Raw genomic sequence first — 14181 nt, forward strand, 5'->3', positions numbered from 1 at the left:
ATGAACGCAAACGCCGCCGTCAGCGCCGAGCCCCGCGCCGAACCCGTGATGCAGCGCCCCGCCACGCCGGGCTGGCTCAGCGAGCTCGCCACCTTCTGCGCCGATCTGCGCTTCGAGCATCTGCCGCCCGAGGTCGTTTCACGCACCGTTCAGGTCCTTGCCGACTCGGTCGCCGCCATCGCCGCCGGCGCACAGGAGCCGGAGACGATCGCGCTCTCCAACCGGCTCGCCCCCTCCGACGACGCCTTGGGCGCCGCCGTCATCGGCAGCGGCCGCAAGGCGACGCCGAGCCTCGCCGCTTTTCTCAACGGCACGGCGGGCACCATGCTGGAGCTCGACGAGGGCAACCAGTTCGCCCGCGGCCATCCCGGCATCCATGTCGTGCCGGCCGTGCTCGCAGCTGCTGTCCAGGCCAAGGCGAGCGGCAAGGATGTGATCACCGCCATCGCGCTCGGCTATGAGATCGGTGCCCGCATCGGCATCGCCTCGAAACTGCGCATCACCATGCATCCGCACGGCACCTGGGGCACGGTCGGCGCTGCCGTCGCCATCGCCTGGCTGCACAGGCGCGACGCCAAGGCGATGATCGAGACGATCAACGTCGCCTCCTCGCTCGGCCTCACCACCAGCCGCCGGACGATGCTGGAGGGGGGCACGGTCCGCAACACATTCGCGGGCTTCTCCAACCAGATCGGCCTGATGGTCGACGGCCTGGTCGCCTCGGGCTTCACCGGCGAGGCCGACGGGTTGGGCACCGTCTATGGCTCGGTTATCGCCGATCATTGGCAGCCTGACGTCATGGTCGAGGCGCTGGGGCAGCGCTGGGAAATCGCACGCAATTATTTCAAGCGCCATGCCTGCTGCCGCTATAATCACGGCGCGCTCGATGCGCTCAGCCGGATCGTGGCCGGCGAGGGCGGCCGGATCGCCCCGGAGCAGATCGACCGCATCGATGTCGGCACCTATATCTGGGCGGCGCAGCTGGCCGGCCAGGAGCCGCACAACATGCTGGCGGCGAAGTTCTCGCTGCCCTTCTCGATCGCGACCACGATCGTCCACGGCGCGGCGACCGTCGAAGCCTTCCGCGAGCCGGCGCGGCTCGAACCCGTCACCCGCGACCTCGCGCGCCGCGTTTTCGTCCGCGAGGACGAGGCCGCGACAGCCAAACTGCCGGCGCTGCGCCCGGCCAAGGTCACGATCACCCTGGCCGATGGCCGCGTGCTGGAAGCGGAAGCGCTGACCAATCGCGGCGACACCGAGGATCCCTATAGCGAAGCCGAGATCCGCGAGAAATTCTTCGATCTCGCCGGCCCGGTCTGGGGAGAGGCTCATGCCGCCGCGATCCTCGCCCAAACCGACGCCCTGCCGCAGGCCGGAACACTCGACGCGCTGAACGCCCTGCTCGCCGCCGCGCCCGCTACCCTGAACGGACACCAATCATGACCCTCTCCCTGAAGGCACGCTTCGCTCAGGCGGAGATCGTGCTGGCGCCGGGCGTCTATGACGCACTGACCGCTTCGCTGGCTGAGGCAGCCGGCTTCGAGGCCCTCTACGTCTCCGGCGCCTCGATCGCCTATACCCGCCTCGGCCGGCCCGATATCGGGCTGGTCTCGATGGCAGAGGTCGCCGACACCATCACCATGATCCGAGACCGCATCGCGACGCCGCTGATCGTCGATGCCGATACCGGCTATGGCAATGCGCTCAACATGCAGCGCACCATGCGCCTGTTCGAGCGCGCCGGCGCCAACGCCCTGCAGATCGAGGACCAGAGCTTTCCCAAGCGCTGCGGCCATCTCGCCGACAAGAGCGTGATCCCGGCCGCCGAGATGGTCGGCAAGATCAAGGCCGCCGCCGATGCCCGCGCCTCGCAGGAAACACTGATCATCGCCCGCACCGACGCCATCGCGGTGGAGGGCTTCGAAGCCGCGCTCGAACGCGCCCATCTCTACGCCCAGGCCGGCGCGGACATGCTCTTCGTGGAGGCGCCGGGTTCCGCCGACGAGCTGGGCCGCGTCACCGCCGAGCTGAAGGGCCTGGCTCCGCTGATGGCCAATATGGTCGAGGGCGGGCGCACGCCGATCAAATCGGCAAAGGAGTTGGAGGCGCTCGGTTTCTCGCTCGTCATCTTCCCCGGCGGCATCGTCCGGGCGCTCGCCCGCGCCGCCCAGGATTTCTACGGCACGCTGAAGCGCGACGGCTCGACCGACGCCTTCCGCAACCAGATGTTCGATTTCGACCAGCTCAACGCCGTGATCGGCACGCCGCAGATGATCGCAGCCGGCCGGAGCTATGAAGCCGAGCAGATCATCGCGGCGGCAGAAAAGAGCAAGCGGGCATGACGATGACGCTCGATCCCGTCACGCTCGCCGTGCTGAAGGGCCGGCTGGAGCAGATCGCCAACGAGATGGACGCGACGCTCTACCGCTCCGCCTTCAACCCGATCATCGCCGAGGCGCATGACGCCTGCCACGGCCTCTACCACGCCACAACCGGCGCGACCCTGGTGCAGGGCACGTCCGGCCTGCCGATCTTCGTCGGCGCCATGGCCTTCGCGGTGAAGGCCGTGATCGACCGGGTCGAGGCCGGCGCCGCCAACGACCCCGGCGACACCTGGCTCTTCAACGATCCCTATGAGGGCGGCACGCATCTCAACGACATGCGCCTGGTGCGGCCGATCTTCCGCGACGGCAAATTGTTCTGCTGGCTGGCCTCGGTCGGCCACTGGCTCGATGTCGGCGGCAATGTGCCCGGCAATTTCAACGCGAAGGCGACGGAAAGCTTTCAGGAGGGCTTCCGCATCCCGCCGGTGAAGCTCGTGCGCAAGGGCGAGTTCCAGCACGACATCGTCGAGATCCTGAATGCCAATTCGCGCCTGCCGCAATCGAACTGGGGCGATCTCAACGGCCAGTTGAACGCGCTCGATCTCGGCGAGCAGCGCCTCGATGCGCTGCTGGCGGACTATGGCGTGCCGACAGTCGATGCCGCGCTCGACGCCTTCAGCGCCCGCGCCGAGGCGCTGATGCGCGCCGAAATCGCAGCCCTCCCGGATGGCCGCTATTCCTTCGACGATTTCCTCGACAATGACGGCATCACTGACACCCCGCTCAGGATCGCGCTCGACCTGACGATCGCGGGCGACGCGATGACGCTCGATTTCTCGCGCTCCGCCCCGCCCTGCCAGGGCCCGCTCAACATCGCCTATTCCACCGCGGTCGCCTGCTGCTATGTCGCGCTGAAGCACATCTTCCCGCATGTCCCGGCCAATGCCGGCGTCCTCAAGCCGATCAGCTTCATCATCCCCGACACGACGCTGCTCGGCGTCAAGGCGCCCAAGCCCGTCGGCGGCTATACCGAGACGATCCTGCGCGTCATCGACACCGTCTTCGGCGTCTTCGCCCAGATCGCGCCCGAGCGCTCCAACGGCTCGCCCTATGCCACGATCAACGCGCTCTCGCTGGCGGGCCACCGCGACGACGGCTCGCGCTTCGTGATGTTCTCCTTCTTCGGCGGCGGCTTGGGCGGCAATCCCGAAGGCGACGGCCTCAACCACGGCAACAATCCGATCTCGACCGCGACGATCCCGCCGGCCGAAATCTTGGAGGCCGCCTATCCCGTGATGTTCACGCAATGGGCGCTCAGGCCCGATTCCGGCGGAGCCGGCCGTCATCGCGGCGGCTGCGGCGCGATCTACGAGATCGAGGCGCTGGCGCAGTCGGGCGCCGACGTCTTCCTGCTCGGCGAGCGCGGCAAATTCCCGCCCTTCGGCGTCGCCGGGGGCGGCCCGGCCGCGATGAACCGCTTCATCTATGACGGCCCGGACGGCCCGAGATCGCCGCCGCTCGTCACCAAGATCACCGACATCCACATCGCCAAGGGCCAGCGCGTCCGGCTCGAAAGCCCCGGCGGCGGCGGCTATGGCGAGCCAAGGGAGCGCGATGCGGCCGCGGTGCGGCGCGATGTGGCCAACGGATATGTGAGTGCGGAGGCCGCGCAAGCACAGTATGGCCTGGATTTGGAGGCCGGACGATGAACTCCCCCTCCCCCAAAGCCGTCGTCGGCGTCGATGTCGGCGGCACCTTCACCGATCTGTTCTGGTTCGACGAGGCGGAAAAGCGCTTCCGCGTCGCGAAAGTGCCGTCGCAGCGTGGCGACGAGGCCAAGGGCTTCATCGCCGGCCTCACCACCTTCGGCCCCGTCTCCAGCCTCGCCTCGATCGTCCATGGCACCACCGTCGGCACCAACGCCTTGCTCGAGCGCAAGGGCGCCAAGGTCGGCGTTATCACCACGCCGGGCTTCCGCGATGTACTGGAAATGCGCCGCCGCGACCGCCGCCAGACCTGGGGGCTGTGGGGCGATTTCACACCCGCCGCCAGCCGCGAGAACCGGCTGGAGGTGCCCGAGCGGACGCTTGCCGACGGCACGATCCGCACGGCTGTCGATCTCGACGCCGTGCGCGAGGCTGCCCGCACCCTTGCCGCGCAAGGCTGCGAGGCGCTGGCGATCATCTTCATCAACGCCTACGCCAACCCCGCCAATGAACGCGCTGCGCTGGAGGCGGCCCGTGCGGTCTGGCCGAACGAGCACCTCGCCTGCTCCAGCGCGATCCTGCCCGAGATCCGCGAATTCGAGCGCGCCTCGACGACCGCGCTCAATGCCACATTGCAGCCTTTGGTCGGCTCCTATCTCGGCCGGCTGGAGGCTGCACTAGCGGGGGACGGCTTCACCGGCCGCTTCCACATTGTCCAGAGCAATGGCGGCGTGATGTCGACCACGACCGCCCGCAAGCTCCCCGTCCGTACCGCGCTCTCGGGCCCGGCGGCGGGCGTCATCGCCGCCGCCGCGATCGCGCGCGCCGCCGGCTTCCCCGATGTCATCACCGGCGATCTCGGCGGCACCTCCTTCGACGTCTCGCTGATCGCGGGCGGAGAGGCCGCACTCGCCGCCCAGAGCACGATCGATTTCGGCATGGTGATCCGCACGCCGATGATCGAGATCACCACCATCGGCGCCGGCGGCGGCTCGATCGCCCGCGTCGATGCCGGCGGCCTGCTCGAAGTGGGGCCGGAAAGTGCCGGCTCGCGCCCCGGCCCGGTCTGCTATGGCGGGGGCAATGACCGCCCGACCCTGACCGACGCCAATCTCGTGCTCGGCCGCATCGACGGCTCGAAGCCGCTCGGCACCTTGCAGAGCCTGGATGTCGCGGCGGCGCGCGAGGCGATCCGCCTCAAGATCGCCGAGCCGCTCGGCCTCGACGTGATGACGGCGGCGGAAGCGATCGTGAAGATCGCCAATGCCCGCATGGCCGGCGCGATCCGGCTGGTCTCGATCGAGCGCGGCCATGATCCGGCAAAATTCCTGGCCATGCCCTTCGGCGGCGGCGGCGCGCTCCATGCAGGCGCGCTGATCAAGGAGGTCGGCCTGCGTGGTGCGCTGGTGCCACGCTTTCCGGGCGTCACCTCGGCACTCGGCTGCGTCATCGCCGATATTCGCCATGACGGCGTGCAGACGGTGAATTTGATGCTCGACGGTCTCGATGCCTCCGCGCTCGACGCCCGCATGGTCGAGGCGGGCGCAGAAGCCCATGCGATCGTCAGCGATGCCGGTTTAAGCGTCGAGCGCATCGACGTGCTCTACGAGCTCGACATGCATTATCTCGGGCAGACCCACACGGTCGCGGTACCCTTGCCGGTGACGCTCTCTGAGGGGCGCACCGGTGTGACCGGCGCCATCATCCGCGAGGCCTTCGACAAGGCCTATGGCGCTGCCTTCAGCAGGCTGCTGCCGGGCATTCCCGTTCGCATCGTCACGCTGCGCACGGCCGCGATCGGCCGCCGCCCGGCCTTCGACCTGACGGCGCTGGCACCTGCCACTGGGGCAACATTGGAAGCAGCGCGGCGTGGCAGCCGCCAGGTCTATCTCGAGGGCCAGTGGCGCGAGACGGCGATCTGGTCGCGGCTCGATCTGCCGGCCGGCGCCAGGATCGAGGGGCCGGCGATGCTGGAGCAATCCGACGCCACGATCCTGCTCGATCCCGGCCTGACGGCGGAGGTCGATGCGCTGGGCAACCTCGTGATCCTCAGGAGCTGAGCCATGGCGGCTTCCATCGCCTCGATCGCCCACACCGCCTTGCTGATCGTCGATCTGCAGAACGACTTCATCCATCCCGACGGCGCCTATGCGCGCGGCAAGGCCGCCTCCCCGCAGGCACAGGCGCTGCCGGTCAGGCTCAAGCCGCTGGCCGAGCTCATCCGCGCCAAGGGCGGGCTCGTCGCCGCCACCCAGTTCACCCTGGTGCCGGGGCGCGGCGGCGAGCCGCTGATCTCGCCGCATCTGCTGCAGATGCGGCCCTTCCTGCGCAAGGGCGATTTCCTGCCCGGCGGCTGGGGCCACCAGGTGGTGGACACCCTGCAGCCCATCGATATCGCGGTTGAGAAGATCGCCTATTCCGCCTTCTACCAGACCAGGCTGGAATGGCTGTTGCGCAAGCTCGCCATCGAGCACCTGATCGTCTGCGGCATCGTCACCAATGGCGGCGTCGCATCCACCGTGCGCGACGCCCATGTCCGCGACATCGACGTGACTGTGCTGGAAGATGGCTGCGCCGCCCCGACCGAGGCCATGCATGCAGAGGCCATCGCAGCGCTCAAGCCCGTCGCCCGTATCGCCACGATCGCCGGCGTGATGGCGGAGATCGCCGCGCCATGAACGCTGTCCGCCCAGTCGACGGCATCGCCTTCGAGGCGGAGGCCGATGTCCTGATCATCGGCGCGGGGGCAGCTGGGCTCGTCGCCGCGCTCGCCGCGAAGGAGGCCGGTGCCGAGGTCGTCATCGTCGAGCGCGACGCAGTGCCCTCGGGCTCGACTGCGCTTTCGGCCGGGCTCATCCCGGCCGCGGGCACGCGCTTCCAGCGGCAGGCCGGTATCGAGGACAGCCCGGCTCTGTTCGCCCAGGACATCCTCGAAAAGGCGCATCACGAGCCCGATCCCGCCATGGTCGAGCATTTGGTCGAGCGCATCGGCCCGGTGCTCGAATGGCTCGCCGACCGTCATGGCCTGCCGTTCGACGTCATCACCAACTTCTCCTATCCCGGCCATTCCGCCAGGCGCATGCACGGCCTGCCCAAGCGCACCGGCTCGGAGCTGGTCGACCGTTTGCGCGAGGCCGTGGAGGCCCAGGAGATCCCGATCCTGACCGGGTTTCGCGCCACCACCCTGTTCCGGGCCGTGGACGGCCTAATCGCGGGCATTGCCGGCACGCGCCCCGATGGCGGCGAGGAGAGGATCGGCTGCAAGGCGCTCGTGCTCGCCTGCAACGGTTATGGCGGCAACCGCGCTCTGGTGGCGCGCCACATCCCGCGAATGGCTGACGCACTCTGGTTCGGCCATTCCGGCAATGAAGGCGACGCCGTGCTCTGGGGCGAGCAGCTCGGCGCGGAGCTTGTCGATATGTCGGGCCATCAGGGCCATGGCTCGGTCGCCCAGCCGCATGGCATCCTGATCAGCTGGGCGACGATCATGGAGGGCGGTTTTCAGGTCAACGCCCTGGGTGAGCGCTTTTCCGACGAGAGCCAGGGCTATTCCGAACAGGCCGCCACCGTCCTGCGCCAACCCGAAGGCAAGGCCTGGACGATCTTCGATGCCCGCATCGCCGGCATCGCCCGTCAGTTCGAGGATTTCCAGAACGCCGAGGCGCAGGGCGCAATCGTCAGTGCAGATTCGATCGAAGGCCTCGCAGCAAAGACTGGCCTGCCGGAAGCCGCACTCGCGGCCACTGCAATCGAGGTCGCGGCGCTGAAGCGTGGCGAGAGACAGGATCGCTTCGGCCGCGACTTCTCAAATGTGCCGCCCCTGGCAGCGCCATTCCATGCGGTTCGCGTCACTGGCGCACTATTCCATACCCAGGGTGGGCTGCGCGTCGATGATGCCGCCCGCGTCCTGGATAAGAACGGCTGGGCCTTCCCCAATCTCCACGCCTGCGGCGGCGCGGCGGTCGGCGTCTCCGGCGCGCAGGCCTCTGGCTACCTCTCCGGCAACGGCCTGCTGACCGCCGTCGCGCTGGGCGAGATCGCAGGCAGGGTGGCGGCAATGGCCTCCGCCTGACGATCGAGTTCGAGAACCGCCGCCGTCATCCTGGCCGTAGCGAAGCGGAGCGCCGGGATCCATCGTAGAGTTCAGCGCCCTCCGATGGATCCCGGGTCGACCTGCGGTCGCCCAGGATGACGGTATGTTTCCGCAGGGAAAACCTTAGGAAAACGACGGCCAGGCCGGCATCGGCGCGCGCATCTCCTCCCAGGCCTTCGCCATCCGCAGCACGCCGAGATCGTCGAAGCGCCGCCCGGTAATCTGCAAGCCGATCGGCAAACCGCCCTTGGTCATTGCGGCATGCACCGAAATCGAAGGCTGGTCGGACATGTTGGCGGGCAGCGTGAAGCAGATATGCTCGAAGGGCCGATCCGGATCATGGATCGGCGAGGCGAGTTCGGCGGGATAGCTCGGCACCGGCGAAACCGGCGACAGCACGAAATCGAACGGCGCGCTCTGCTTCAGCGCCGCGTCCTTGATCGCCAGCATCTGGCTCATGCCGCGATAAACGCGTTCGCCCGAGAGCGCCTTTCCGCGTTCCGCCCATTGGAAGATATAGGGCAGCACCTTGGCCTGCTTCTCCGGCGTCAGCGCGCCGATATCGGCCCAGGCGCGCTGGCTCCAGAAATCGTCGAGCCCGTCGAGCATGGTGCGCGTCATGAAGGCCGGAGCGGAGGTCACGATCGCGCCTGCAGCCTCGAAGGCCTTGCCCGCCGCCTCGATCGCGGCCTTCGTCTCCGGCTCGACTTCGATGCCGATGCCGGGGTCGAGCTGCAGGCCGATCCGCAGACCCTTCAAATCGATATCGAGCGACAGCCAGTCGATCTCTTGCGGTGGCAAACTCATGCCGTCGCGCGCATCGGGCTTGGACAATTCCCGCATCATCAGCGCCGTGTCGGTCACCGTGCGCGTCATCGGGCCGGCGACGCGGCCGTAATAGCTCGGATCGATCGGCACCCGCCCAAAACTGGGCTTCAGGCCGACGAGCCCGCACCAGCCGGCCGGCAGCCTGATCGAACCGCCGATGTCCGTGCCGACATGCAGGGGGCCGTAACCTGCGGCCCCCGCTGCTCCCGCGCCAGCCGAGGAGCCGCCGGGGTTCATCGCCAGGTTCCAGGGATTGCGGGCGAGTTCGTGAAAGCTGGAGAGTCCGGAAGAGAGCATGCCGTAATCGGGCATGGTCGTCTTGGCGAGCGTGATGAAGCCCGCCTCGTTCAGCCGGGCCGCGACCGGTGCGTCCTCTGTCGCCGGCACGAGATCGCGCGCCGCCGTCCCGATCGGCATCGGCACGCCCCTGGTCGCAATGTTCTCCTTGATCGTACCCGGCACGCCGTCGAGCGGCAGCGCCTCGCCCTTGAACCAGCGCGCCTCGGAAGCCCTGGCGGCGGCAAGGGCCGAAGTCGGATCATAGGCATAGAGCGCCCTAAGTTTGGGCTCATACGCATCGATCCGGGCGATCACGGCCTCCGTCACTTCGACGGGAGAGAGCGTCTTGGCGCGATAGGCATCGAGCAGATCGGCCGCGCTCAGATCGGCGGGGTTGGTCATCGGGGGAGTCCTCGTCCTGGATTTGGCTTCGACAGGCGACGCAAGAGCAGGATGCGAAAAAGTGGGAACCGGTTTTTCGCATTGATCCTGCTCTCACTTTTAGATGAGAGACGGATTCAGATTTCAGATGGGATCACTTCGTGAGCCCATTTGAAATCATCCGGCTCTAGCGTCGCGCGTCATCCCCGCCTCTAGCAAGCTCCGCGCCGCGCAGGGCGGTCAGACGAAATAGTCGGGATGCGTCGCACGCAGATGGACGAGGTCCGGCAGCAATGTGCCGAGATGCTTACGCATGGCCGCCTGTGCCGCCGGGCCGTCCTTCCGCCGTACCGCATCGACGATCGAGAGATGCTCGCGGATCACCATCTCCATCCGGCCCGGCACTGGCAGCGTCATGCGCCGGCAGCGGTCGATCTGGCTCTTGGCAGCATGCGCCAGCTTCCAGATGCCGGGATAGCCGGCGCAGATCGCGATGGTCTCGTGGAAAGCCTCGTCGAACAGGTGGAAGCGCTCCTGGTCACCCTCGTCGAAGGCCTCATGCTGGCGCGCGATCACCGCATCGAGCCGCGCCACGATCTCCGGAGTCGCGATGCCGGCGACAAGGTCGACGGTGGCGCATTCAAGTGCCTGCCGGATGAACACGGCTTCCGGAATCGCCTCGATCGGGATCCGCGCCACGAAGGTGCCGGCCTGGGGAAAGACCTCGACCAGCCCCTCCTCCTTCAGCTTGATCAGCGCCTCGCGCACCGGCGTGCGGCTGATGCCGAAACGGGCCGTCAGCTCCTTCTCGACGAGAGCCGCGCCCGGCACGATCTGCATGGCGAGAATGGCGCGCCGCATCTCATCCTGCACCAGCGAGGCCGCCGTCGAGCGGCCGGAGGATGTCCCGGTGCCGCGCATCGGCCGGCGCTCGCGGCGCGTGGCATCGACCACCGCCGCCGGCGCACTCGCTATCTCCGACATCGCCCTCGTCTCATCCACGCCCGGCGAAACTCCCCTTTGCACAGAGCCGCGGCAATCTTGGCGCGGCATTCAATCGCGATAACATGATGCGGTTTGACACGCTAGTATATTAGTATATTTATCCGACGCTGCTCGGCTTGTCCTGGCCGGTGCGTGCTGGAGTCCTGCTTGATGTTGTTGAACGATGATCGCCTCTTTCCTGCCGATCCGGTGACGCGCGGCATCGCGCGGCGGCTCTATGCGGGCATTCGCGATCTGCCGATCATCTCGCCGCATGGCCATACCGATCCACGCTGGTTCGCCGAGAACAAGGCCTTTCCCGATCCCGCGACTCTCTTCGTCAAGCCGGACCATTACATCTTCCGCATGCTCTATTCGCAAGGCGTCCGGCTGGAGCAGCTCGGCATCGCCCGCAAGGGCGGCAAGCCGGCCAAGAGCGATCCGCGCGCCGTCTGGAAGCTCTTCGCCAGCCACTGGCACTTGTTCCGCGGCACGCCGACGCGGCTGTGGTTCGAGCACGCCGTTTCCAGCATCTTCGGCGTCAACGAGCGGCTTACTCCCGCCAATGCCGACGCGATCTACGACATCATCGCCGGGAAGCTCGACCAGCCGGAATTCAGGCCGCGCGCCCTGTTCGAGCGCTTCAACATCGAGGCGATCTCGACCACCGAAGGCGCGCTCGACGATCTGAAATGGCACGACATGATCCGCGCCTCCGGCTGGGGCGGCAAGGTCGTCACCGCCTACAGGCCCGACAGCGTCGTCGATCCCGAATTCGAGGGCTTTGCCGAGAACCTCGCCAGCCTCGGCGAATTGACCGGCGAGGACGTCTTCGCCTGGACCGGCTATCTCGAGGCCCATCGCAAGCGCCGGGCCTATTTCAAGGAGCGCGGCGCGACCTCCTCGGACCACGGCCATGCCACGGCGCGCACCGCCAACCTCTCGCAGGCCGAAGCCGAGAAGCTCTTCGCCAAGGTTGCCAAGGGCAAGGCCTCGGCCGAGGATGCCGACCTCTTCCGCGGCCAGATGCTGACCGAGATGGCCAAGATGAGCCTCGATGACGGGCTTGTCCTGCAGATCCACCCCGGCTCCTTCCGCAACCACAACGCCAGCCTGTTCGCGGCGTTCGGCCGCGACATGGGCGCCGACATTCCGCGCCAGACCGACTATGTCACGGCGCTGAAACCGCTGCTCGACGCTGTCGGCAACGAGCCCAACCTCACCGTCATCGCCTTCACGCTCGACGAGACCAGCTATTCGCGCGAGCTCGCGCCGCTCGCCGGGCATTACCCGGCGCTGAAGCTCGGACCTGGCTGGTGGTTCCTCGATGCACCAGAGGCGATGCTGCGCTTCCGCGAGCTGACCACCGAGACCGCCGGCTTCTACAACACCGTCGGCTTCAACGACGACACCCGCGCCTATCTCTCGATCCCGGCGCGCCACGACGTCGCCCGCCGCTGCGACTGCACCTATCTCGCCAAGCTCGTCGCCGAACACCGGCTCGACGAGGACGAGGCTGCCGAAGTCGCCCATGACCTCGCCTACCGCCTGGCCAAGGAGGCCTACAAGCTGTGACCTCCGCGACGAAGACGATCGACGAACGCCAGGCGGCCCATCCGCGCGACGTGAAGCGCTATGAGACGCAAGCCCTGCGCGACGACTTCCTGATCGAGCGCATCTTCGTGCCCGGCGAGGTCACGCTGACCTACAGCCATTACGACCGCATGATCGTCGGCGGCGCGACGCCTGCGGCAAAGCCGCTGACGCTCGAGCCCTTCGCGCCGACGGGCACGCCGTTCTTCCTGGCGCGGCGCGAACTCGGCGTGATCAATCTCGGCGGCGCCGGCAGCGTCACCGTCGACGGCCAGCGCTTCGACATCCCCAATCTCGACGCGCTCTATGTCGGGCTCGGCGCGAAGGAGGTCTCCTTCGCCAGCGCGGACGCCGCCAACCCGGCGAAATTCTACCTGACCAGCGCGCCGGCGCATCGTGAGGCGCCGCATCAATTGATCCGGAAGAGCGACGCCAACACCATCCATCTCGGCTCGGCCGAGACATCGAACAAGCGCACCATCCGGCAATACATCATGCCCAACACCACCGGCACCAACCAGCTGGTGATGGGCATGACGGCGCTCGAGCCGGGCTCGGTCTGGAACTCCATGCCTTGCCACACCCATACGAGGCGCATGGAGGCCTATCTCTACTTCAACCTCGACCCCGCCCACCGCGTCTTCCATTTCATGGGCGAGCCGCAGGAGACCCGCCACCTCCTGGTCGCCAATGAACAGGCGGTGATTTCACCGAACTGGTCGATCCATTGCGGCTGCGGCACCTCGAACTACGCCTTCGTCTGGGCCATGGCCGGCGACAATGTCGAGTTCACTGACATGGATCCGGCCCCGGTGGAGATGCTGCGCTGATGGCCCGCCGCTCGCCCTTCTCGCTCGAAGGCCGTACCGCGCTGGTCACCGGCGCCAATACCGGCATCGGCCAGGGCATCGCGCTGGCGCTGGCTGAGGCGGGAGCGACGATCGTCGCGGCAGGGCGCTCGGATATGGGCGAGACGCTGGGGCTGATCGAGGCGGCGGGCGCAAACGCCGTACCGCTTCAACTCGATCTGCAGCAGCCCGGCGTCGCAGCCGAGGCAATCGCAGGCGCAGTGGCTGCTGCCGGCCCGCTCGACATCCTGGTCAACAATGCCGGCATCATCCGCCGCTCGGATGCGCTCGAGTTCAGCGAAGCCGACTGGGACGAGGTGATGAACCTCAATCTCAAGGCGGCGTTCTTCCTCAGCCAGGCCTTCGCCAAGGCGGCTCTTGCCGCCGGTCGCGGCGCCCGCATCGTCAACATCGCCTCGCTGCTCTCCTTCCAGGGCGGCATCCGCGTCGCCTCCTACACCGCGAGCAAGAGCGGGCTTGCCGGGCTGACCAAACTGCTCGCCTGCGAATGGGCGGCCAAAGGCATCAACGTCAACGCGATCGCACCCGGCTATATCGAAACCAACAACACCCAGGCTCTGCGCGCCGACCCGGAGCGCAGCACCGCGATCCTCGCCCGCATTCCCGCCGCGCGCTGGGGCCAGCCCTCGGACATCGGCGGTGCGGCGGTGTTCCTGGCGAGCGATGCAGCGACCTACATGCATGGCGCGATCCTTCCCGTCGACGGAGGCTGGCTGGCGCGATGACGAACCGTCTCAATTCCTTCTTCCAGCACGACGCCGCCCTGGCCTGGGAGCCGACCGAACCCGGCGTGAAGCGCAAGATCATGGCCTATGGCCCCGATCTGATGGTCGTACGCGTCGCTTTTGACGCCGGCGCGGTCGGCAAGGCGCACAGCCACCCACACCGGCAGGCGTCCTATGTCGAGAGCGGCGTCTTCGACGTCACCATCGACGGCCGGACCGAGCGCCTGATCGCAGGCGACACTTTCTTCGTGCCGGCCGATCTCGTCCATGGCGTCGTCGCGGTCGAGGCCGGGCAACTCGTCGATTCCTTCACGCCGATGCGAGAGGAGTTTCTTTGATCTTCGCCTGACCGGCAGGGGCCGGCTGGCCGCCCATCACGGGCAAGAACGACCGGGGAAA

At 67.5% G+C, this 14181-nt stretch carries 12 protein-coding genes; 10 read left to right on the top strand and 2 right to left on the bottom strand.

Going from position 1 to position 14181, the window contains the following annotated elements; all coding sequences use genetic code 11:
* Genes CYD53_RS17905 through CYD53_RS17930 form a run of 6 tightly spaced genes read left to right on the top strand, consistent with a single transcriptional unit; the run spans position 1 to position 8102 of the window.
* On the top strand, positions 1-1443 hold the full coding sequence (locus CYD53_RS17905; RefSeq protein WP_103719432.1) for an MmgE/PrpD family protein: 1443 nt from the start codon (positions 1-3) through the stop codon (positions 1441-1443).
* Entirely contained in the window at positions 1440-2342 is a 903-nt protein-coding gene (locus tag CYD53_RS17910; RefSeq protein WP_103719433.1) for an isocitrate lyase/PEP mutase family protein, read from the top strand. Before CYD53_RS17905 ends, CYD53_RS17910 begins: the two co-directional genes overlap by 4 nt.
* The gene (locus tag CYD53_RS17915) at positions 2339-4033 is read left to right on the top strand and encodes a hydantoinase B/oxoprolinase family protein (RefSeq protein ID WP_103719434.1); all 1695 of its coding nucleotides are present in this window, start codon (positions 2339-2341) and stop codon (positions 4031-4033) included. Before CYD53_RS17910 ends, CYD53_RS17915 begins: the two co-directional genes overlap by 4 nt.
* Positions 4030-6090, top strand: a complete 2061-nt coding sequence (locus CYD53_RS17920) for a hydantoinase/oxoprolinase family protein (protein ID WP_103719435.1) — start codon at positions 4030-4032, stop codon at positions 6088-6090. The genes CYD53_RS17915 and CYD53_RS17920 overlap by 4 nt, the downstream gene beginning before the upstream one ends.
* 3 nt (positions 6091-6093) lie before the next feature.
* Complete coding sequence (locus tag CYD53_RS17925; protein ID WP_103719436.1) at positions 6094-6708, top strand: cysteine hydrolase family protein; 615 nt, start codon at positions 6094-6096, stop codon at positions 6706-6708.
* Positions 6705-8102: an FAD-dependent oxidoreductase gene (locus tag CYD53_RS17930; RefSeq protein WP_103719437.1), complete on the top strand. Its 1398-nt coding sequence runs from the start codon at positions 6705-6707 to the stop codon at positions 8100-8102. Before CYD53_RS17925 ends, CYD53_RS17930 begins: the two co-directional genes overlap by 4 nt.
* A gap of 144 nt (positions 8103-8246) precedes the next feature.
* Here CYD53_RS17930 and CYD53_RS17935 read toward each other — a convergent pair whose 3' ends face one another.
* Positions 8247-9632: an amidase gene (locus CYD53_RS17935; RefSeq protein WP_103719438.1), complete on the bottom strand. Its 1386-nt coding sequence runs from the start codon at positions 9630-9632 to the stop codon at positions 8247-8249.
* A 219-nt stretch (positions 9633-9851) separates the two neighbouring features.
* Positions 9852-10595 (bottom strand): GntR family transcriptional regulator, encoded by a 744-nt coding sequence (locus CYD53_RS17940; RefSeq protein ID WP_245928300.1) that lies wholly within the window; start codon positions 10593-10595, stop codon positions 9852-9854.
* Positions 10596-10766: 171 nt separating this feature from the next.
* Here CYD53_RS17940 and uxaC point away from each other — a divergent pair, with 171 nt between their 5' ends.
* The 4 genes from uxaC to CYD53_RS17960 are packed head-to-tail and all read left to right on the top strand — an operon-like array spanning position 10767 to position 14120.
* Entirely contained in the window at positions 10767-12170 is a 1404-nt protein-coding gene (gene uxaC, locus CYD53_RS17945; protein WP_210202367.1) for a glucuronate isomerase, read from the top strand.
* Positions 12167-13018 (top strand): 5-dehydro-4-deoxy-D-glucuronate isomerase, encoded by an 852-nt coding sequence (kduI, locus tag CYD53_RS17950; RefSeq protein ID WP_425428315.1) that lies wholly within the window; start codon positions 12167-12169, stop codon positions 13016-13018. Before uxaC ends, kduI begins: the two co-directional genes overlap by 4 nt.
* Positions 13018-13782 carry a 2-dehydro-3-deoxy-D-gluconate 5-dehydrogenase KduD gene (gene kduD / locus CYD53_RS17955; RefSeq protein WP_103719440.1) on the top strand — a complete coding sequence of 255 codons (765 nt, stop codon included), beginning with the start codon at positions 13018-13020 and terminating at the stop codon, positions 13780-13782. The genes kduI and kduD overlap by 1 nt, the downstream gene beginning before the upstream one ends.
* Entirely contained in the window at positions 13779-14120 is a 342-nt protein-coding gene (locus CYD53_RS17960) for a cupin domain-containing protein (protein ID WP_103719441.1), read from the top strand. The genes kduD and CYD53_RS17960 overlap by 4 nt, the downstream gene beginning before the upstream one ends.
* Positions 14121-14181: the final 61 nt, after the last annotated feature.

This window comes from Allobosea psychrotolerans, from assembly GCF_002917105.1.
GTDB lineage: Bacteria > Pseudomonadota > Alphaproteobacteria > Rhizobiales > Beijerinckiaceae > Allobosea > Allobosea psychrotolerans.

Excerpts from the sequence above, each read along its gene's own strand:
- CYD53_RS17935 (WP_103719438.1), bottom strand. The coding sequence starts at position 9,632 with ATGACCAACCCCGCCGATCTGAGCGCGGCCGATCTGCTCGATGCCTAT.
- CYD53_RS17920 (WP_103719435.1), top strand. The coding sequence starts at position 4,030 with ATGAACTCCCCCTCCCCCAAAGCCGTCGTCGGCGTCGATGTCGGCGGC.
- CYD53_RS17905 (WP_103719432.1), top strand. The coding sequence starts at position 1 with ATGAACGCAAACGCCGCCGTCAGCGCCGAGCCCCGCGCCGAACCCGTG.
- CYD53_RS17915 (WP_103719434.1), top strand. The coding sequence starts at position 2,339 with ATGACGATGACGCTCGATCCCGTCACGCTCGCCGTGCTGAAGGGCCGG.
- kduD (WP_103719440.1), top strand. The coding sequence starts at position 13,018 with ATGGCCCGCCGCTCGCCCTTCTCGCTCGAAGGCCGTACCGCGCTGGTC.
- CYD53_RS17925 (WP_103719436.1), top strand. The coding sequence starts at position 6,094 with ATGGCGGCTTCCATCGCCTCGATCGCCCACACCGCCTTGCTGATCGTC.
- uxaC (WP_210202367.1), top strand. The coding sequence starts at position 10,767 with ATGTTGTTGAACGATGATCGCCTCTTTCCTGCCGATCCGGTGACGCGC.
- CYD53_RS17930 (WP_103719437.1), top strand. The coding sequence starts at position 6,705 with ATGAACGCTGTCCGCCCAGTCGACGGCATCGCCTTCGAGGCGGAGGCC.
- CYD53_RS17960 (WP_103719441.1), top strand. The coding sequence starts at position 13,779 with ATGACGAACCGTCTCAATTCCTTCTTCCAGCACGACGCCGCCCTGGCC.
- CYD53_RS17910 (WP_103719433.1), top strand. The coding sequence starts at position 1,440 with ATGACCCTCTCCCTGAAGGCACGCTTCGCTCAGGCGGAGATCGTGCTG.
- CYD53_RS17940 (WP_245928300.1), bottom strand. The coding sequence starts at position 10,595 with ATGTCGGAGATAGCGAGTGCGCCGGCGGCGGTGGTCGATGCCACGCGC.